18 protein-coding genes are annotated in these 18,809 nt (G+C 70.3%); 12 read left to right on the top strand and 6 right to left on the bottom strand.

What is annotated here, in order from left to right; genetic code table 11:
- Nucleotides 1-38: 38 nt before the first annotated feature.
- Nucleotides 39-1,751 (bottom strand): PQQ-dependent dehydrogenase, methanol/ethanol family, encoded by a 1,713-nt coding sequence (locus tag ACFOGJ_RS02595; RefSeq protein ID WP_379897885.1) that lies wholly within the window; start codon nucleotides 1,749-1,751, stop codon nucleotides 39-41.
- Between the two features lie 181 nt (nucleotides 1,752-1,932).
- Between ACFOGJ_RS02595 and pqqA the strand changes: the two genes are divergently transcribed.
- From pqqA to ACFOGJ_RS02565, 6 genes are all read left to right on the top strand, one after another.
- Nucleotides 1,933-2,058, top strand: a complete 126-nt coding sequence (gene pqqA, locus ACFOGJ_RS02590; protein WP_379897884.1) for a pyrroloquinoline quinone precursor peptide PqqA — start codon at nucleotides 1,933-1,935, stop codon at nucleotides 2,056-2,058.
- Nucleotides 2,059-2,296: 238 nt separating this feature from the next.
- Nucleotides 2,297-3,226, top strand: a complete 930-nt coding sequence (gene pqqB / locus ACFOGJ_RS02585; protein ID WP_379897882.1) for a pyrroloquinoline quinone biosynthesis protein PqqB — start codon at nucleotides 2,297-2,299, stop codon at nucleotides 3,224-3,226.
- Nucleotides 3,223-3,993, top strand: a complete 771-nt coding sequence (pqqC, locus tag ACFOGJ_RS02580) for a pyrroloquinoline-quinone synthase PqqC (protein WP_449288566.1) — start codon at nucleotides 3,223-3,225, stop codon at nucleotides 3,991-3,993. The genes pqqB and pqqC overlap by 4 nt, the downstream gene beginning before the upstream one ends.
- 10 nt (nucleotides 3,994-4,003) lie before the next feature.
- A complete protein-coding gene (pqqD, locus tag ACFOGJ_RS02575; RefSeq protein WP_379897880.1) occupies nucleotides 4,004-4,279 on the top strand; it encodes a pyrroloquinoline quinone biosynthesis peptide chaperone PqqD in 276 nt (91 codons plus the stop codon).
- Nucleotides 4,280-4,281: 2 nt separating this feature from the next.
- Nucleotides 4,282-5,433, top strand: a complete 1,152-nt coding sequence (pqqE, locus tag ACFOGJ_RS02570) for a pyrroloquinoline quinone biosynthesis protein PqqE (RefSeq protein ID WP_379897878.1) — start codon at nucleotides 4,282-4,284, stop codon at nucleotides 5,431-5,433.
- Between the two features lie 140 nt (nucleotides 5,434-5,573).
- Nucleotides 5,574-6,506, top strand: a complete 933-nt coding sequence (locus ACFOGJ_RS02565) for an exopolyphosphatase (protein WP_379897876.1) — start codon at nucleotides 5,574-5,576, stop codon at nucleotides 6,504-6,506.
- A 6-nt stretch (nucleotides 6,507-6,512) separates the two neighbouring features.
- On the opposite strand, the gene ACFOGJ_RS02560 is transcribed toward ACFOGJ_RS02565, so the two are convergent.
- Nucleotides 6,513-7,328 (bottom strand): isocitrate lyase/PEP mutase family protein, encoded by an 816-nt coding sequence (locus ACFOGJ_RS02560; RefSeq protein WP_379897875.1) that lies wholly within the window; start codon nucleotides 7,326-7,328, stop codon nucleotides 6,513-6,515.
- Between the two features lie 101 nt (nucleotides 7,329-7,429).
- On the opposite strand from ACFOGJ_RS02560, the gene ACFOGJ_RS02555 reads away from it, so the two are divergent.
- The 5 genes from ACFOGJ_RS02555 (at nucleotide 7,430) to ACFOGJ_RS02535 (ending at nucleotide 13,425) form a co-directional block, all read left to right on the top strand.
- Nucleotides 7,430-8,245 (top strand): acyl-CoA thioesterase, encoded by an 816-nt coding sequence (locus tag ACFOGJ_RS02555; protein WP_379897873.1) that lies wholly within the window; start codon nucleotides 7,430-7,432, stop codon nucleotides 8,243-8,245.
- Nucleotides 8,246-8,572: 327 nt separating this feature from the next.
- Nucleotides 8,573-10,231 carry a glucan biosynthesis protein gene (locus ACFOGJ_RS02550; RefSeq protein ID WP_379897871.1) on the top strand — a complete coding sequence of 553 codons (1,659 nt, stop codon included), beginning with the start codon at nucleotides 8,573-8,575 and terminating at the stop codon, nucleotides 10,229-10,231.
- Nucleotides 10,219-12,474 carry a glucans biosynthesis glucosyltransferase MdoH gene (mdoH, locus tag ACFOGJ_RS02545; RefSeq protein ID WP_379897870.1) on the top strand — a complete coding sequence of 752 codons (2,256 nt, stop codon included), beginning with the start codon at nucleotides 10,219-10,221 and terminating at the stop codon, nucleotides 12,472-12,474. Before ACFOGJ_RS02550 ends, mdoH begins: the two co-directional genes overlap by 13 nt.
- A 59-nt stretch (nucleotides 12,475-12,533) precedes the next feature.
- The gene (locus tag ACFOGJ_RS02540; protein WP_379897869.1) at nucleotides 12,534-13,013 is read left to right on the top strand and encodes a GFA family protein; all 480 of its coding nucleotides are present in this window, start codon (nucleotides 12,534-12,536) and stop codon (nucleotides 13,011-13,013) included.
- A 22-nt stretch (nucleotides 13,014-13,035) separates the two neighbouring features.
- Nucleotides 13,036-13,425, top strand: a complete 390-nt coding sequence (locus tag ACFOGJ_RS02535; RefSeq protein ID WP_379897867.1) for a RidA family protein — start codon at nucleotides 13,036-13,038, stop codon at nucleotides 13,423-13,425.
- A 38-nt stretch (nucleotides 13,426-13,463) separates the two neighbouring features.
- On the opposite strand, the gene ACFOGJ_RS02530 is transcribed toward ACFOGJ_RS02535, so the two are convergent.
- The 4 genes from ACFOGJ_RS02530 to ACFOGJ_RS02515 all read right to left on the bottom strand — a co-directional run bounded on the left by ACFOGJ_RS02530 (nucleotide 13,464) and on the right by ACFOGJ_RS02515 (nucleotide 17,738).
- Nucleotides 13,464-14,672, bottom strand: coding sequence for an amidase (locus tag ACFOGJ_RS02530; protein WP_379897865.1), 1,209 nt, complete (start codon nucleotides 14,670-14,672; stop codon nucleotides 13,464-13,466).
- Between the two features lie 8 nt (nucleotides 14,673-14,680).
- Entirely contained in the window at nucleotides 14,681-15,943 is a 1,263-nt protein-coding gene (locus ACFOGJ_RS02525; protein ID WP_379897863.1) for an amidohydrolase family protein, read from the bottom strand.
- 75 nt (nucleotides 15,944-16,018) lie between these two features.
- Nucleotides 16,019-17,206 (bottom strand): cytochrome P450, encoded by a 1,188-nt coding sequence (locus ACFOGJ_RS02520; protein WP_379897861.1) that lies wholly within the window; start codon nucleotides 17,204-17,206, stop codon nucleotides 16,019-16,021.
- A 133-nt stretch (nucleotides 17,207-17,339) separates the two neighbouring features.
- Nucleotides 17,340-17,738, bottom strand: coding sequence for a RidA family protein (locus ACFOGJ_RS02515; RefSeq protein WP_379897860.1), 399 nt, complete (start codon nucleotides 17,736-17,738; stop codon nucleotides 17,340-17,342).
- A gap of 182 nt (nucleotides 17,739-17,920) precedes the next feature.
- Between ACFOGJ_RS02515 and ACFOGJ_RS02510 the strand changes: the two genes are divergently transcribed.
- Nucleotides 17,921-18,802, top strand: coding sequence for a BKACE family enzyme (locus tag ACFOGJ_RS02510; RefSeq protein ID WP_379897858.1), 882 nt, complete (start codon nucleotides 17,921-17,923; stop codon nucleotides 18,800-18,802).
- Nucleotides 18,803-18,809: the final 7 nt, after the last annotated feature.

The following is an 18,809-nucleotide window of genomic DNA, read 5'->3' as shown; positions in this document are numbered from 1 at the left end:
CCGCCGCACATCTCATGCGCCGGTGACGGATACCGGCCTCAGTTCGTGGCCCGCATCTTGTCGAACAGCGCGAAGGTGTAGATCGCGCCGCCGGGTGGCACCGCCGCCAGCCGCTCGTCGCCGGAGAACAGCGCGTAGACGCCGCCCAGGCCGCTGGCCACGGTGACGTACTGCACGCCGTCGACCTCGTAGGTCACCGGCGGGGCGATGATCCCGGAGCCGGTCTGGAACTTCCAGAGCTGCTTGCCGGTCTCCGCGTCCAGCGCATAGAGCTCGCCGGTCTGGGCGCCGGAGAAGACGACATTGCCGGCCGTCGACAGCACGCCGCCGTTCATCGGGATGGCGCTGGGGAAGTCCCACTTCTTCTCGCCCGTGGCCGGGTTGAAGGCCCGCAGGATGCCGCGGGGCTCGTCACCCTGCGGCCAGTCCCAGCCGAACTCGGCGCCGAAGTAGAACACGCCGGCCCGATAGTCCGGCTCCACCGCCTTGTAGTTCCAGCCGATGTTCAGGGTATTGATATAGGCCAGCCCCGTCTTCGGGCTGTAGGACATCGGCGCCCAGTTCTTGCCGCCCAGGGCCGACGGCCAGACATTGACCTCGTGGCCCTCGCCCTCCTCGTACATCTTCTTCACCGCCGCGGAATGGATCGGCCGGCCGGTCTTCATGTCCACGCCGTCCGCCCAGGTCAGCTTGTCCACGAAGGGCTTGGCACTCAGCAGTTCGCCGGTCGCCCGGTCGAGGACGTAGAAGAAGCCGTTGCGGTTGGCCTGCATCACCACCTTGCGGGGCGTGCCGCCGATCTCCAGGTCGGCCAGCACCAGGTCGTTCACCCCGTCATAGTCGAACGGGTCGTTGGGGGAGAACTGGTAGTGCCAGGCGATCTCGCCGGTCTGCGGCTTCAGCGCCAGCATCGACCCGACATAGAGATTGTCGCCCTTGCGGACGAACGGGTTCCACGGTCCGCCATTGCCGACGCCCCAGTACACCAGGTCCAGTTCCGGGTCGTAGGAGCCGGTCATCCAGGCCGGCGCGCCGCCATGCTTCCAGGAATCGCCGGACCAGGTCTCGTTGCCCTTTTCCCCCTCGCCCGGGATCGTGTAGCGGCGCCACAGATGCTTGCCGGTCTTGGTGTCCCAGCCGTCGATGAAGCCGCGGATGCCGTATTCGCCGCCGGAGATGCCGGTGATCACCACGTCGCCGACCACCAGCGGGGTCACCGTCATGGAATAGCCGTCGCGGAAGTCGATCGCCTGCGAGCGCCACTTCTCCTCGCCGGTCTTGGCATCCAGGGCCAGCAGGTTGGCATCCAGCAGGGTGCGGTACAGCACGCCGTCCTTGATCGCGAAGCCGCGATTGACGATGCCGCAGCAGGCGACCCGGTTGGTCTGTTCCGGATACTGGTGGGCGACCTTCCAGAGCTGCTTGCCGGTCTTCACGTCGATCGCGGAGGAGGAATCGTTGGTGGTGACGTACATCACCCCGTCGCGGACGATCGGCTGCGTCTCCTGCCCGCGATTGCCGGCCAGGCTGTAGGTCCAGACCGGCACCAGGTCGGCGACATTGCCGGCGTTGATCTGGTCCAGCGGGCTGAAGCGCTTCAGGTCATAGCCCATCCCGTAGGTGAGAATGTCGCCCGGGGTCGCGCTGTCGTTCTTGAGCTCGTCGGCGCTCTGCGCCACCGCCGGACCGGGTTGGGTCACCAGCGGAACGGCGGCCACCAGCATGGCGGCAGCCGCAAGAGTCCATCTCATCGACATCTCCTCCCTTTTATATTCACGCCTTGATGGCGCGACTATTTATCCGCGCATTCTGGCACCACGGTCGCGCGGTGGTAAAGTCTTGCAATCGGTGTTCAGCCGTCGGATAGTTTTTGCGTCGGCTCTTGCCCGGCCCTGGCATTGACCCAAATGCGGTGGGAATGCCCAATGAACTGTGCGGCGGGGCCAGATCCCGCCGTCAGCAACCGAGGAGGATGTCATGAAGGTCTGGAAGCGCCCGCGGATCCGCGAGATCACCTGCGGCATGGAGATCAACGGCTACTTCCCGGCGGAGATCTGACCGACGGGACGACCGATCCGGCAGCGGCGGGGAGCCGGCCAAGGGCCGGTGCCGCCGCGCCGTTTCTTCCGCTGTCGGGCACGGGACGCGGCGGACAGGCCGGGTGCAACGGTTTTCCGTTCGCCCGCACCATCCAGCCCGGTTGTGCCTTCGGTCGCGCCATCCGGCACCCCGCGCGACGGTTGCGCGGGGCTTTGACCAGCGGCCTCCGCCCAGGCCCTTCCGGCAGGCCGAGCAAATGCATGTAATCGTACTGGGCGCGGCGGCCGGCGGCGGCTTCCCGCAATGGAACGACGGCGCGCCTGTTGCCCGCCGCGCCTGGGCCGGCGACCCCGCCGCACCCCGGCGCACGCAATCCTCGATCGCGGTCACCGCCGATCCGCCCGGGCGGCCCGGCCCCGACGGGACCCGGCGCTGGGTGCTGTTCAACTGCTCCCCCGACATCCGCCAGCAGATCATCGCGACCCCCGGCCTGCATCCCGGGCCGGGGCTGCGACAGAGCCCGATCGCCGACATCGTGCTGACCAACGGCGATATCGACCATATCGGCGGCCTGCTCACCCTGCGGGAGCGGACCGCGTTCGGCCTCTGGGCCAGCGCGGCGATCCACGGCATCCTGCGCGACAATCCGATCTTCAACGTGCTGGCCGACGGCGTGGTGGACCGCAGGGTGCTGCCGCTGCAGGAAACCGCCACGATCGCCGGGCTGGAGGTGACCCTGTTCCCGGTGCCGGGAAAGGTGCCGCTCTATTTGGAAGGGGCCGAGGTCGAGATCGGCGGCGAAAGCGAGGCCACCGTCGGCGTCGCCGTGCGGGACCCGCAGACCGGCGGCCTGCTGCACTACGTGCCCGGCTGTGCGGCAATGCCCGACCACCTGAAGCGGCGGCTGGCGCAGGGCGATGCGCTGCTGTTCGACGGCACCCTGTGGACCGACGACGAGATGGTCGCCCTGGGGGTCGGCCAGAAGACGGGCCGCCGGATGGGCCATATGTCGATCTCCGGCGCGGACGGCACCCTGGCGAAGCTCGCCGACCTGCCGGTGGCGCACAGGCTGTTCGTGCATATCAACACCACCAATCCGGTCCTGCTCGCCGACAGCCCGGAACGGCAGGCGGTCGAGGCGGCCGGATGGCAGGTCGCCGAGGACGGCACGGAGCTGCAACTGTGAGCGGGACGATGACGCCGGACGCGCTCGAGGCCCGGCTGCGCCAGGTGGGCGAGACCCGCTACCACCATCTGCATCCTTTCCACGAGCTTCTGCATGCCGGCACGCTCAACCGCGGCCAGGTGCAGGCCTGGGCGCTGAACCGCTACTATTATCAGCGCGGCATCCCGATAAAGGACGCCACCATCCTCAGTCGTATGGAGGATCCGGCCCTGCGTCGCGTCTGGCGGCAGCGGATCATCGATCATGACGGCAGCGACGATCGCCGCGGCGGCATCGAGAAATGGCTCGCCCTGGCAACCGGCGTCGGCCTGGATGCCGCCTATGTCACCTCCTGCCGGGGCATCCTGCCGGCGACCCGCTTCGCGGTGGACGCCTATGTCCAGCTGGTGCGCGAGCGGCCGCTGCTGGAGGCGATCGCCTCCTCCCTGACGGAGCTCTTTTCCCCCGGCATCATCTCCACCCGGGTCCGCGGCATGCTCGCCGGCTACGACTTTGTCACGGCGGAGACCCTCGCCTATTTCGACGCACGCCTGGACCAGGCGCCGCGGGATGCGGAATTCGCGCTGGACCATGTAAAGCGCCATGCCCGGACCTCGGAACAGCAGGCTGCGGTGATCGACGCCCTGGAGACCAAGTGCGCGATCCTCTGGACCCAGCTGGATGCGCTCTACTTCGCCTATGTCGCCCCGCGCCTGCCACCGCCGGGCGCCTTCCGGCCCGACGACCTGGCGCCGCCCGACCCCGCGCCGGTCGCGCCGCCGCGATGACACACGCGCAATGACTCTGGCCCCCGACAGCCGGCCGAAGCTGCCGCGGCACATCAAGCTGCGTTTCGACGAGGCGCGGGACAGCTGGGTGCTGCTCGGCCCGGAACGGGCGCTGATGCTGGACGAGATCGGCGCCGAGATCCTGCGGCGCGCCGACGGCAGTCGCAGCGTGGCGGAAATCACCGGGGAGCTCGCCGCCGAATATGACGCGCCGGCATCGGATATCGCGGCCGATGTGGAGAGCTTCCTGCAGGACCTCGCGGACAAGCGGCTGCTGGAACCGTGAGCGTGCCGGCTGCAGAGACGGCGACGGGCCGGGCGGACAGCACCGCCGCGGAGCGGCAGATCCCGCCGCCCTGGTCGCTGCTGATGGAGCTGAGCCACCGCTGCCCGCTGCGCTGCCCCTACTGCTCCAACCCGGAAACCCTGGTGCGCCGGGCGGCGGAACTGACGACTGCGGACTGGCTGCGGGTGCTGGACCAGGCCGCCGGCCTGGGCATCCATCACATCCATTTCTCCGGCGGCGAACCGCTGGTGCGCGACGACCTGGAAGCGCTTGTCGCCCGGGCCGCCGGGCTGGGCCTCTACGGCAACCTGATCACCGCCGGCACCCTGCTCGACCGCGACCGCCTGGCCGCCCTCGCCGGGGCCGGCCTGGACCATGTCCAGATCTCGCTGCAGGACACCGATGCCGGCAGCGCGGACCTGATTGCCGGCCTGCCGGGCGCCTTCGAGGCGAAGCTGCGTGCGGCTGCCCTGGTGCGGGAGGCGGGCCTGCCGCTGACCCTCAATGCAGTGGTCCATCGCCGCAACATCGACCGGGTGGCAGAGCTGATCGCCCTGGCCGAACGGCTGGATGCCGCCCGGATCGAGATCGCCCATGTGCAGTATTACGGCTGGGCGCTGCGCAACATCGACGCGCTGATGCCGGCGATCGACCAGGTGGAGCGCGCGATGGCCGTGGTGGAGGAAGCCCGGGTCCGCCTGAAGGGCCGGCTGACCATCGATGCGGTGGTGCCAGACTATTACGCGCGCCGGCCGAAGCCGTGCCTGGGCGGCTGGGGCCGGCACGGGATGATGGTCACCCCCTCCGGCAGGGTCCTGCCATGCCATGCGGCGGAGAGCATCCCCGGCCTGCAATTCCCCCATGTCACCGCCAACGGCCTGGCGGAGATCTGGCAGTCGGATCCTGCCTTCCGCCGTTTCCGGGGCACCGACTGGATGGAGGAGCCCTGCCGCTCCTGCCCGGCCAAGGAGGTCGATTTCGGCGGCTGCCGCTGCCAGGCCATGGCGATCGCCGGCCGCGCGGAGGCGACCGACCCCGCCTGCGCGTTGTCACCGCATCATGGCTGGCTGCGGCAGCGGGCGGAGCGCGCCGCGTCCGGCGGCGACCGCCCCTATGCCTATCGCAGCTTCGCGGGCGGCAAAGCCGGCGCCTGAAGGCAGGCAAAGGCGGCGTTTTTTTACCTGGACTTAACCGGCGCCTGCTTGCCTAGCGCCAATCGTACGGCGATCTTCTTTTCGGTAGCGGGGTCGCCGTCTTCGCAGGCGGCAGGGCGACAAACGGGCAAGGGGGTGACATGGCCGACAAGACCTATCGACTGGTGACGCGTTCCGACTTCGACGGGCTGGTCTGTGCCATCCTCCTGAAGCAGCTCGGCATGGTCGACGACATCTCCTTCGTGCATCCGAAGGACATGCAGGACGGCAAGATCACGATCACCGGCAGCGACATCACCACCAACCTGCCCTACGTGCCGGAAGCCCATCTCGCCTTCGACCACCACCTGTCGGAGACGATGCGGGTGGAAGGGCGTCCGGCCAACCACATCATCGATCCCGACGCGCCGTCGGCGGCGCGCATCGTCTACGAGCATTTCGGCGGCAAGACCGGTTTCCCGAATGTCTCCGAGGCGATGATGAAGGCCGTCGACCAGGCCGATTCCGCCCAATACAGCCTGGACGACATCCTGGAGCCCAAGGGCTGGACCCTGCTGAATTTCCTGATGGATGCGCGCACCGGCCTGGGCCGCTTCCGGGATTTCCGGATCTCCAACTACCAGCTGATGATGCGGCTGATCGACGATTGCCAGATCCACACCATCGACGAGGTGCTGGAGCTGCCGGACGTGAAGGAGCGGGTGGAGCTCTACCGCGAACATGAGGGCATGGCGCGCGAGCAGATCCAGCGCTGCGCGAAGGTGCACGACAACCTCGTGCTGCTGCGGCTGCAGAACGAGGAAACGATCTGGGCCGTCAACCGCTTCATGGTCTATGCCCTGTTTCCCCGCTGCAACATCTCCATGCACCGCATGTGGGGACGGGAAAAGCAGAACACCGTGTTCGCGGTCGGCAAGAGCATCCTGGACCGCAGCTCGCGCACCAATATCGGCGCCCTGATGCTGGAATTCGGCGGCGGCGGCCATGCCGCTGCCGGCACCTGCCAGGTGGCAAACGACCGCGCCGACGATGTCGAGAAGACCCTGGTCGCCCGCATCACCGCAGACGGCTAGGTCCCCTCAGCGGCGCAAGAGGTCGGTGATCTCGGCGAACGGCACGGCGGCTTCCGTGAAGCCGAAGCTGCCCTGGTCTGCCATCTCCCGCGCCGCGCGGAGGAAGGCGCCGTAGGCCGCGCGCGCCACCGCGCTGCCGGTGCTGATCCGTCGCACGCCCAGGCCTTCCAGCTCGGACAGGGTGATCCCCGGCAGGCCGATAAGGGCGTTGACCGGCCGATCCACCGCCGCCACCACGGCGGCGAGCTGCTCCCGGCCGCGCAGGCCGGGGGCATAGAGCACGTCGGCACCCGCCGCCTGGTAGGCCTGCAGCCGCGCGATCGCATCGTCCAGGTCGGGGCGGCCGACCAGAAAGTTCTCCGCCCGCGCGGTCAGGGTGAAGGGGAAGGGCAGGCGCCGCGCCGCCTCCGCCGCAGCGCGGATGCGCTCCGCGGCCAGGTCCGGCGGATAGAGCGGCATGTCGGGCCGCCCCGTCGCATCCTCGATCGAGCAGCCGACCAGCCCCGCCGCAGCGGCCATGCCGATGCAATCGGCCACCGCCTCCGGCGAATCCCCGTAGCCGTTCTCCAGATCGGCGCTGACCGGCAGGTCGGTCGCCGCGACGATCTCCGCCGCATGGTCGAGCATCGCGCTGCGGCCGACGGCGCCATCCGCCAGCCCGCGCGAAAAGGCGAAGCCCGCGCTGGTCGTCGCCAGGGCCCGGAAGCCCAGGCCCGCGAGCATGCGGGTTGTCCCGATGTCCCAGGGATTGGGGATGATGAAGGCCCCCGGCCCCGCATGCAGGGCCTGGAACGCCACTGCCTTCTCCGCCTGCGTCGGCATCTTCCGCTCCCTTCCCTGTCGGGCCGCAGCCCGGCCATTCGCGATGCGGGCCATGCTATACCCGCCGGCAGCGCGATGCAGGCGAGGGGGTGCTGATTTCGATGACGTTCGTACTGGACCGGGGCCTGGTGGCAGACAGGGACGCCGATGGGCTGCGGCGGATGCAGCCGGACCGCGCCTACTGGAACAATATCGGGCCGTTCGGCGGCTGGACCGCCGCGGTCCTGATGAAGGCCATGCTGGAGGATGCCCGGGCGCTGGCGCCGGAGATGCAGCCGGTCTCCCAGACCGTCGACTACATGACGGGGCTGAAGGATGACCCGCTGCTGGTCGCCACCGCCTGCGACCGCGCCGGCCGCAGCACCCAGTTCTGGACCGCCAGCCTGCGGGCGGCGGGCGCGCCGACCGCCGCGGTCCGCTCGACCGCCGTCTTCGGCACCCGCCGTCCCACCGGCGGCTATGCCGAACAGGCGATGCCAGAGGTCCCGGCGGCCGACCGGGTCGATCGCCTGGACTTCCCCAACGACCGCATCGCCTGGCCGGCGAGCTACGACATGCGGGTGGTGGAAGGCCGGCTGTTCGGCCGCGCCGACAGCACGCGCAGCCTGACCTGGATCCGCGACGCCGATCGCCGGCCGCTGGACTTCGTGTCGCTGGCCGCGCTGGTCGATACCTGCTTCCCGCGGCCGTACTACCGGATCGGCGGTCCGACCCCCTTCTCCACCATCTCGATGACCAGCTACTTCCATGCCACCGCAAACGACCTGGCGGCGGTCGACGACGACTTCATCCTGGTCGATGCCAGCGGCAAGACCGCCGGCCGCGGGTTCAGCGACCAGCATGCCGACTTCTGGTCGGCCGACGGGCAACTGCTGGCCGTCAGCCAGCAGGTCGCCTGGTACGACCTGCCGGAATGACCTCGGGCCCGGGTCGGTCGCCCCTCCCGGATCTGTATCGGGAACTGCGTCCGGCCGGTCACAGCCGCGGCGGATTCGCACAGGGCGACCCCCGGCGCCATTGATGCCGCTGTCGGAAACCCTCCGGCTCCTATATTGAATCGCAGCGGAGCGGGAACCCTTGGACCGGTCGATCGTTAGCCCTCTGGGTCGGCAAACGCCGGGCCGAAGGGACGGTCTATGACCGACCGCAGTTCCAGCAGGATGAAGCGCGCGTTCCGTCTGCGCAGAACCGCTCCGGGCCCAGGTTCAAAGCAGGCAGTGCCTATTGGCGTCGGGAGTGGTGACGTGATCGAGACAGGTGCGTCTCACGCGAGCAGGAAAAGTGCGTTCGGGCGCCGGGCCGGCATCGCCGCCGCGATCATCTTCGCGAGCCTGGCGCTGGCTGCGACCACGACGTCGGGGCCGGCTGCCCAAGGGGAGAGCCGCAGCGAGACCCGGGCGGAACCCGCCCGCAGCGAATCGCCGCGGGAGGCCGCCCAGCCGCTGGCCCCCGGCCAGCCGGCATCGGTAAGAGAGACGCCGTTCAGCCGCGCCCGCCTGATCGAGACGGCAGAGGCGCTGGCCCGCCGGCCCTACCAGGATCGCAGCGGTGAGGTGCCCGACGCCCTGCTGTCCCTGAGCTACGATCAGTACCGCGACATCCGCTACCGCCCCGAGGCGACAGTCTGGCTGAACGGCGACCGCACCTTCAGCATCGACCTCATGCCGGCCGGCTTCGTCTTCGCCCAGCCCGTCGATGTCTGGCTTGTCGACAACGGCAAGGCCGTGCGGCTGGGCTACGATCCCGCCAACTACGATCTCGGCCCCACGGTCGCCGGCAAGGTGCCCGACGGGCCGATACCGCTGTCCGGCTTCCGGCTGCGTTTTCCGGTCAACGAGCCGGGCGTGCAGGACGAGGTGGCGGTGTTCCAGGGCGCCAGCTATTTCCGCGCGGTCGGCGCCGGCGAACATTACGGCCTCTCGGCCCGCGGCCTCGCCATCGACACCGCCCGGCCCGAGGGCGAGGAATTCCCCATGTTCCGCAGCTTCTGGATCGAGCGCCCGCCCGAGAACGCCGTGGCTGTGGTGGTCCATGCCCTGCTGGACAGCCCGTCGGCCACCGGCGTCTACCGTTTCACCCTGCGGCCGGGCGATGCCACGGTCACCGACGTGGAGCTGGTGCTGTTCCCGCGGCGCAATGTCGAACATGTCGGACTGGCACCGTTCTCCGCCATGTTCCTATACGACGGCATCAACCGCAGCGACTTCGTCGACTATCGCGCCGCGGTGCACGATACCGAGGGCCTGTCGATCTGGTCCGGCAATGGCAGCTTCGTCTGGCGGCCGCTGGACAATCCGGAGCGGCTGCGCATTTCCGCCTTCCAGGAAACCGGGCCGCGCGGCTTCGGTCTGGTGCAGCGCAAGCGCGACTTCACCGACTTCCAGGATGCCGAGGCCCGCTACGAACTCCGCCCCAGCGCCTGGGTGGAGCCTGTAGGCGACTGGGGCCGCGGCGCGGTGATGCTCTACGAGATCCCCACCGCGAAGGAGACCAACGACAATATCGTCGCCTTCTGGAAGCCGCAGGACGGCCTGCGCGAAGGCGAGCAGTACAACCTGACCTACCGCATCCACTGGGACGCGCTGCCGCCGGCCCAGGCCGCCGGCCCGCGGGTCAAGGCGACCCGGATCGGACTCGGCCGGCCTTACAACGACGGCGACCTGCCGCTGTTCGTCGTCGACTACCGGTTCGACGGCGAGATCCCCGCCGGCATCACGGCACGGGCCGAGAGCTCGGCCGGCCAGATCCTGAACATGACCCACTACCGGATCCCGGAGCCGGGGGTCCTGCGCATCAGCTTCGAACTCGACCCGCAGGGTGCGACCGAAGCCGAACTGCGGCTGGAACTGGCGCAGGACGACCGGAAGGCGGGCGAGACATGGTTGTACCGATGGACAGAATAGCCCCCGGCGAGGCGGGCGACGCGCCGCTGCTTCCCCCGCAGCTCCTGCCCGTGCAGCTGCATCTCGGGCCCCTGGGTCCGGTCGCCGTGCCGCCGGAAGCGTCGATGGCAATGCCGCCGCAGCAGCTCGGCCGCTGGTCGGAGTCCCAGGCGGAGTTCCCCCGCGCGCCGGTCCCCGGTCCCACCCGCATGGCGCGGCTCGTCGCGTTCGGCGGCGGCATCCTGCTGACCATGTTCGGCGTGGCAGAGATGGTGCGTGTCGTCGATGTCGGCGACGTGACGCCCCTGCAATGGGCGCTTGTGGCCCTGTTCGCGGTGACCTTCGGCTGGATCGCGCTCGCCGCCACCACAGCGATCGCCGGCCTGGGCCATACCCCGGTGAGGCCGGAGCCCAACCTGCCGGCATCGCGCCAAGGCGATCCGCGACATCCCGGCGCGGAGCGGACCGCGCTCGTGATGCCGGTCTACAACGAGGATCCCGCCACCGTCTTCGCCGGCCTGGCGGCGATGGCGGAAGAGCTGGCGGCGCTGCCGGAGATGCGGCAGGCGGATCGCGACACCGGCACCCCCTACGAGATCTTCGTGCTCAGCGATACCCGCGACCCCGACCTCTGGATCGCGGAGGAACAGGCCTTCATGGCGCTTCGCCGGCGCTGCCCCTGGATCCCCGTCTGGTACCGCCGCCGCACCCGCAACACCGCCCGCAAGGCCGGCAATGTCGAGGAGTTCGTGAAGCGCTGGGGCGGCCGCTATGCCCATATGCTGGTGCTCGATGCCGACAGCCTGATGACCGGCGACGCGATCGCGGCGCTGCGGGCGGCGATGATCGCCGATCCCCGCGCCGGCATCGTGCAGACCTCGCCGCGCCTGATCGGCGGCACCACCCTGCTCGGCCGGCTGCAGCAGTTCGCCACCCGGATCTACGGTCCCGTCGTGTCCGACGGCATCGCCGCCTGGCAGGGCCATGACGGCAATTACTGGGGCCACAACGCGATCATCCGCACCGCCGCCTTCGCCCAGGCCGCGGGTCTGCCGGTGCTGCCGGGGCGCAAGCCGTTCGGCGGCGCGATCATGAGCCATGACTTCGTCGAGGCGGCGCTGATCCGGCGGGCCGGCTGGTCGGTCACCATGCTGCCCGCCATCGCCGGCTCCTACGAAGGTGCGCCGCCATCGCTGCTCGACATCGCGATCCGCGACCGGCGCTGGTCGCAGGGCAACCTGCAGCATGCCGGCGTGATCGCGGCGCGCGGCCTGCACTGGCCCAACCGGGTGCATTTCGCCAACGGCATCCTGTCCTACCTGATGTCGCCGATCTGGCTGACCCTGCTGCTGACCGGCCTTGCCCTGGCTGTACAGGCGCGTTTCATCCGGCCCGACTATTTCGCCGGCGACCATTCCCTGTTCCCCACCTGGCCGCAGTTCGATGCGGAAGGCATGATCCGCCTGTTCCTGTTCGCGATGGCGGTCCTGCTGCTGCCGAAGCTGATCGGCATCGCACGGGCGATGCTGCACGGTCCCACCCGGCGCGGCTGCGGCGGGGCAGCTGCCCTGCTCGGCAGCGCCGTGCTGGAGATCCTGCTGTCGTCGCTGATGGCGCCGATCATGATGCTGGTGCAGACCCGCTTCGTGATCCAGATCCTGGCCGGCCAGGATTCCGGCTGGGGACCGCAGCGCCGCGACGATGGCGCCTGGCCGCTGCGGCAATTGCTCGCCACCCATCGCGGGCATGTCCTGGCCGGTCTGGCCCTGACCGCCATCGCCCTGTCCATCGTACCCGCCCTGGCGGCCTGGATGGCACCGGCCCTGGCCGGGCTGATCCTGGCCGTACCGATCTCCGCCGCCAGCGGCTCCGGCCGCCTCGGCCGGCTGGCCGACCGCCTGCGTCTGCTCCGCATCCCGGAGGAGACGGCGCCGCCGCAGGTGCTGAACCGCGCCCGCGCCCTGCGCCGCGACTTCGCGCCGGCCGGGGCCGAAGGCGGTGCTGCCAACGGCCTGATGGCCGTGCTGTCGGATCCCGACCTGCTGGCCCTGCACCTGGCGGCCCTGTCGCCGGAGCCGCGCACCCGCGGCCGACCCGATCCGGTCACCGCCACGGCGGAGGTGAAGCTGCGCGAGGCCGCGGACCTGGCGGAACTGGACGGCTGGCTCGAACCGCCGGAACGCCTCGCCATCCTGGGCGATCCGCGGCTGCTGCTGCAGGCACAGGCTTTGGGCTCCCGGCTGGGCCGGATCGCCGCGGGCTGACCTCCAACTGGGCGACCTGCTATCGTCCCCCAACAAGGCGGCCGAAAAGGGGGACGATCATGCAGCTGGAAGGATCCTGTCACTGCCGCGCGGTCAGTTTCCGCCTGACATCGCGCCATCCCTATCCGTTCAACCTCTGCTACTGCTCGATCTGCCGGAAGACGCAGGGCGGCGGCGGCTTTGCGATCAACCTGTCGGGCGATGCCGACAGCCTGCAGGTGGACGGGCAGGACCATGTCAGCGTCTACCGGGCGAAGATCGACCCGGCCGACAGCGAACCAAGCCCGGCCGAGCGGCGCTTCTGCGGCATCTGCGGCAGCGGCCTCTGGGTCTGGGATCCGCGCTGGCCGGAGCTCGTCCACCCGTTCGCCTCGGCGATCGACACGGAACTGCCGGTCGCCCCCGAACATACCCACCTGATGTTGGGCTCGAAGGCCCGCTGGGTGCCGGTGGATCCGGGTGCGGACGACAAACTGTTCGATGGCTATCCGGAGGAATCGATCGCCGACTGGCATCGCCGGCTGGGCCTCGAAAGCTGATCGTCTGCAGGGGAGGGACAGGATGGCGAACCAGGTACGCAACCCGCGGGCCGTGTCCGGCCCCGACGGCATGTTCAGCCACGGCATCGAAGTGCCGCCAGGCGCCCGCTGGCTGTTCGTCACCGGCCAGGTCGGGGTCGACGCCGACGGCCGCATCGCCACCGACATCGCCGACCAATGCACGCTGACCTGGACCAACGTCCTGACCATCCTGGCGGAGGCGGATATGGGTGTGCAGGACCTGGTGCGGGTGAACGCCTATGTAACGGACCGCGCCCATATCGAGCCCTATCGCGTCGCCCGCGACGCGCTGCTGAAGCCGCCCTATCCGGCCTCGACGGTCGTGGTGGTCAAGGAACTGGCGCTGCCGGAATTCCTGGTCGAGGTGGAGGCGGTTGCGGCGAAGGCCTGACCGCCGGCCTGCCCCCGCCGGAATTCAATCACCGGAACTCAATCGGCGGAAAGCCGTGCCGCCAGGTCGAGCAGCATCTCGTCGCCGCCGGGACCGGCCAGCATCGACAGTCCCAGCGGCGCCCCGTCCAGCAACAGGCGGCGCCCCGCCACTTCCGGCATCGTGAGCTGCGGCAGGCCGGCATGGCCGGCCAGGCAGAGCAGGCTCAGGGCCCGGTAGCGGAAGCTGTCCAGCTCCGCCTCCGGCATGTCCAGCGCAGGCGGGATGTCCGGCGCGGTCGGCAGCAGCAGCACGGTCCCCGGCGGCAGCAGGGCGTGCATCGCCGCCCTGGCCTCCGCCCGCCGGGGGGCCTGTGCCTCCCGCTCTGCCCCACCGATGCCGGCGGCCATCGCAAACCGCTCCCGCACGCCGGGGCCAAAGACGGGGCGGTAGCGCTCCACCCACGCCCCATGGACGTCCCAGATCTCGGCGGCCTGCAGCACTCGGAACGCCTCCAGCCAGGGGCCGATCCCTGCCTCGCCGGCGACCCGCACCGGCTCCGCCGGGCCGAGCACCGCCTCCACCGCCGGCAGGGCGGCACGCAGCACGGCCTCCGCCTCCGGCCGCGCCAGCGCGAAACAATCCTCCGCCAGCAGCAGCCGCGACGCCGGGACCGCGGTCCCGCCGGGCGGCAGCAGCACCCGGCCCACGGCCCACAGGGCGGCGGGCTCGCGGCTGCACCAGCCCACGGTGTCGTAGGACGGCGCGAACGGCATCGCCCGGTCCAGGGCGATCCGCCCATGCGTCGGCCGCAGGCCGAACAGGCCGCAATAGGCGGCCGGGATGCGTACGGAACCGCCGGTATCGCTGCCCAGGCCGATATCCGCCAGGCCCGCCGCCACCGCCACCGAGGAGCCGCTGGACGACCCGCCCGGGATCCGCCCCGGTGCCGTCGGGTTTACCGGCGTGCCGTAATGCGCGTTCTGTCCGTTCAGGCTGTAGGCAAGCTCGTCCAGGTGGGTCTTGCCGGTGAAGCGGGCACCGGCCGCCAGCAGCGCGGCGACCGGCGGCGCGTGGGTTTTGGCGATCGGGCTCTGCGCCAGCTTCAGCGGATGACCGCAGCCGGTGGGATAGCCGGCCACGTCGAACAGGTCCTTCACGCAGAAGGTCAGGCCGGAGAGCGGCCCCTCGGCCGCCTCGGGCACCGCCACCGCCTCATAGCGGCAGAACGCGTCGCGCCCGTCCGCCACGGCCCGGCCTGCCGGCATCGCCGCCATCATGCGGGCCGGTGCAGCTGCGGCCGCGGCCGCTCAAGAACCATGCGGCCCGCCTTGAAGGAATAGAGCACCGGCGCCAGCTCCGCGACCGCCCCGGCCATGTCGGCCGCGTCCAGGACCACCAGGTCCGCCGGCATCCCCACCTCCAGGCCGTAATCGTCGCGGCGCAGCAGCCGCGCGGACCGGGCCGTGACCATGCGGAAGCATTCCTCCACATCGCCGCGCGCGCCAACATGGCAGGTATTGGCGTACAGATTGGCCATCCGCACCAGGGAGCAGTCGCCGAACGGGGTGAAGGGGTTCAGCACGTTGTTGGTTGAAAGCGAACAGTTCACGCCTTCGTGCAGCAGGAGGTGCGCCGCCGTGACGCCGCGCATCCGGCTGTGGTCCTGCCCGCGCCCCATCAGGAACAGGTCGGTGGACGGCAGCACCGTCACCGCCACGCCGGCATCCGACAGGCGGCGGGCAATGCCGGCGAACATCTCCGGTGGCATCACCGACATCTTGGTGACATGGCCGACCGCTACCCGGCCGCCATAGCCGAACTTCTCTGCCAGGTCGCAGACATAGGTGATGTCGACCTCGTCGCAGGTGGCGCCGAAATCCAGGTGCATGTCGATATCGGCATCGAACTCCCGCGCCATCTCGAACACCCGGTCGATCTGCCCCTTCGGATCGCTGTCGGTATAGGGCGCGGCGCCCACCACCCGGCAGCCGTTTTTCAGCGCTTCCACCATCAGCTCATCGGTGCCCGGGTTGTTCAGCAGGCCCTCCTGCGGAAAGACGCAGATCTCCAGGTCCAGCGCCCAGGCGAATGCCTTCACCAGCGGCAGGACGCCCTCCAGCCCGCGCAGGCCGATGCCCGGATCGACCTCCAGGTGGGTGCGCATATGCGTGGTGCCCTGCAGCAGGCACTTCTCCAGTGTGCGGCTGGCGCGGGCATGAACGTCCTCGGCGGTGAAGCCGGCCTTCGCCTTCGCCACCTCGCCGATCGCCTCCTCCAGGTCGCCGCGGCGGGAGGCACAGCGGTCCAGGATGCAGGACTTGTCCAGATGGATATGGGTCTCCACGAAGCCCGGCGCGACGAGGCATCCACCACCGTCCGCCGCCAGGTCGATCAGCTGGGTGTCGGCGCTGATCCCCTCCGCCACCAGGCCCGGCCGGATCTCGGCGATCCGTCCACCTGCTATGCCGATATCGACCGGCTGCGGCGCACCGCCGTCGGCGGGCAACGCCCCTTGCAACACCAGGTCCAGGGCCATGGACGCCTCCCGCACTGCAATATCCGGAACAGGCGCACATCCTGTCCACTTCGCCGATGCAAGACAACCGGCCTTTCACGCCAGCCAGAGGCAGGCGGGGATCCGCGCATTGCCGGACGGCCGCCAGTCCATGTCGCGATCGCGCAGGGACAGGCCCCGCCGATGCCGCAGGACCGCCGCTGCCGCGCCGGCGACGATCGCCCGCGCCACCGCCTCGCCCGGACAGGCATGCGGCCCCGCGCCGAACACCAGGTGCCGCGGGGCCGCCGCATCCAGCCGACGCGCGACTGCGAAGCGGTCCGGCTCGAACCTGCCGGGATCGACATGGACGCGTGCGTCCCGGCCGGCGGCTGCCAGGATCAGCACGACATCGTCGCCGGGCCGGATCGCCGCGCCACCGATCGTCACCGGCGCCGCAGCGACCCGGCGGGTGCTGTGATTGGGCGGGTCGAAGCGCAGCACCTCGTCCAGCAGGTCCGGATCCACCGTGCCGGCGGACCGGACCCGGGCGGCCAGTGCCGGGTCGCGCAGCAGCAGCGCCAGGGTCTTGCCCAGCAGGCCCGCCGTTGCGTCGCAGGCCTGCGCCAGCAGCCCGGCGGCCGCGGCGACCGCCTCCGCGGTGTCGAGCGGCCGGAGCGGCCCGCCGGCCTCGGTCAGCGCCTGAAAGAAGGGCAGGGAGCCCCGTCGAACCTGCTCCGACAGCAGGTCCGTCAGGTCGGCGGCGGCGTGCTGCGCGTCCGCCAGCTGGGCGGCGGCGCTCCAGGGCAGCAGGGCCGGCGCGAACCGCCCGGCCAGCGTTGCGGCCCGCTCCGCGTCTCCCGCCGCCAGCCCGAGCCAGTGCGCGACCACCGACAGGGGTACCGGGAAGGCCAGCGCCGACATCGCCTCCAGTCCTGCCGCCCCCGCCAACCGGTCCAGCCGCAGGTCGGTTTCCACCGCCGCAGCCGCCGCCAGCTCCTCCGCCGGCGACAGCCGCTCCAGCGCCGCCGCCATCCGGCTGCGGCGGACCCGGTGGGCATCGCCGTCGCTCATCCGCACATGGTTGCGGAACAGGGCCGCCGCGGGCCCGTCGCCGAGCCATGGCGCACCCGGCACCGCCGCCGGACGGATCCGCAGCTGCGGCGCCTGCAGCGCCTGCCGGACATCGGCAAAGCGCGTCAGCAGCCAGGCGCCGCCGTCGGTGTCGCGCTGCGGCCCCTGCCGGCGCAGCCGATCGTAGGCGGGAAAGGGGTCGGGGCCGTCCGGCGCCGGCAGACTGTACATCGCGCGGTCTCCAGCAGGTGGGGTGCGCGATCCTTCTAGCCGCCACCGGCGCCGTGGCAGCAACCGAACGTTTCAGTCGCGGTCGAAGCGCCGCCCGCCCGTCAGTCCCCCCGCCCGTGGGTCCCCTCGGCCGTCAGTCGCGCCCGGCGCCGACGATGGCATAGGCCTCCACCTCGACCAGAAGACCCGGACGGATCAGCTTCTCCACCGGGATCAGGGTGCTGGCCGGGCGGGTCTGGCCGAAGGCCCGGGACCGCGCCCGGCCATAGCCGTCATACTGCGACGGGTCGACCATGAAGACGGTCACCTTCATGACATCGTCCATGCTGGCACCGGCCAGCTCCAGGACACCGCGGATATTGGCGAAGACCTGATCGGACTGCGCCTCCATGTCGTCGCCGCCGACGATCTCGCCATCCGGTCCGAAGGCCACCTGGCCGGCGACATAGACCCACTCGCCGCACTGGGTGCCCAGGGCATAGGGTGCCTTCTTCGCCCAGGGCCAGTCGGGCGTCAGTTCCTTGCGTTTCATGCTATCTCCCCCTCGCCGCACCATGCGGCCGGGGACAGACTAGAGCATCCTGCGTCCGTTTGAACGCAGACAAGATGCTCTAACTTTTCTGAAATCGATCAACTTGTTGCCGCTCGGATGCTTCCATCCGGGCGCAAGTTGATCTGGGCCACCGGCCGGACCGGAGTGAAGGAGGCTCGCAGATGCAGCAGGACCATGCGCCGATCGTCCTTGCCGTCGCGCCGAACGGCGCCCGCCGCGGCAAGGCGGACCATCCGGCCCTGCCGCTCGCGCTGCCTGAGCTGGCGGAGACGGCGGCGGCCTGCCGGGCGGCAGGTGCATCGATGCTGCACCTGCATGTCCGCGACCCTGAGGGGCGCCATCTGCTGGACGCAGGTGCCTATCGCGACGCTGCAGGCGCCATAGCCGAACGGGCAGGTGCGGACTTCGTCGTCCAGCTGACGACAGAGGCGGCGGGGCGCTACCAGTCGGCGGACCAGCAGGCGTTGCTGCATGCCCTTCCCGATGCCTTCGCCGGGGCGCCGCTGTTCGTCTCCCTCGGCCTGCGGGAGGTCGATGCCGCCCTGCGCCGCGACGCATCCGGCGCGGCAGCCGGCCTGTCCGAAGCGGCCCTGGCGGAGATGTTTGCGGCGTGCCGCGCCGGCGGCATCCGGTTCCAGGTCATTCTCTATGACGCCGCCGACCTGCAGCGCTATCTCCAGCTGCGGCGGCGCGGCGTGATCGACGATCCGCGGCCGGCCCTCCTGTTCGTTCTCGGCCGTTACAGCCAGGACGGGCAGAGCCGGCCCGACGCCCTGCTGCCGTTCCTGGCAGCGGATCTGCCGGACGGGGCGAGCTGGATGGTCTGTGCCTTCGGCGCAAGGGAAGCGGCCTGTGCCCTGGCGGCCGCAACACTTGGCGGCCATGTCCGGCTGGGCTTCGAGAACAACCTGCACCTTGCGGACGGCAGCGCCGCGGCGGACAACGCCGCCCTGGTGACGCAACTGGCCCGCGGGCTGCCGCTCGCGGGGCGCCGCGCGGCCACCACTGCCGAGGCACGGGCCTGCCTTGGCCTGCCGGCATGACCGGCAA

The sequence above is a fragment of the Marinibaculum pumilum genome, assembly GCF_042646425.1.
In the GTDB taxonomy this organism is placed as follows: Bacteria; Pseudomonadota; Alphaproteobacteria; order Ferrovibrionales; family Ferrovibrionaceae; genus Marinibaculum; species Marinibaculum pumilum.
Note: the sequence above shows the minus strand (reverse complement) of the source record. Positions and strands in the feature narration are given on the sequence as shown.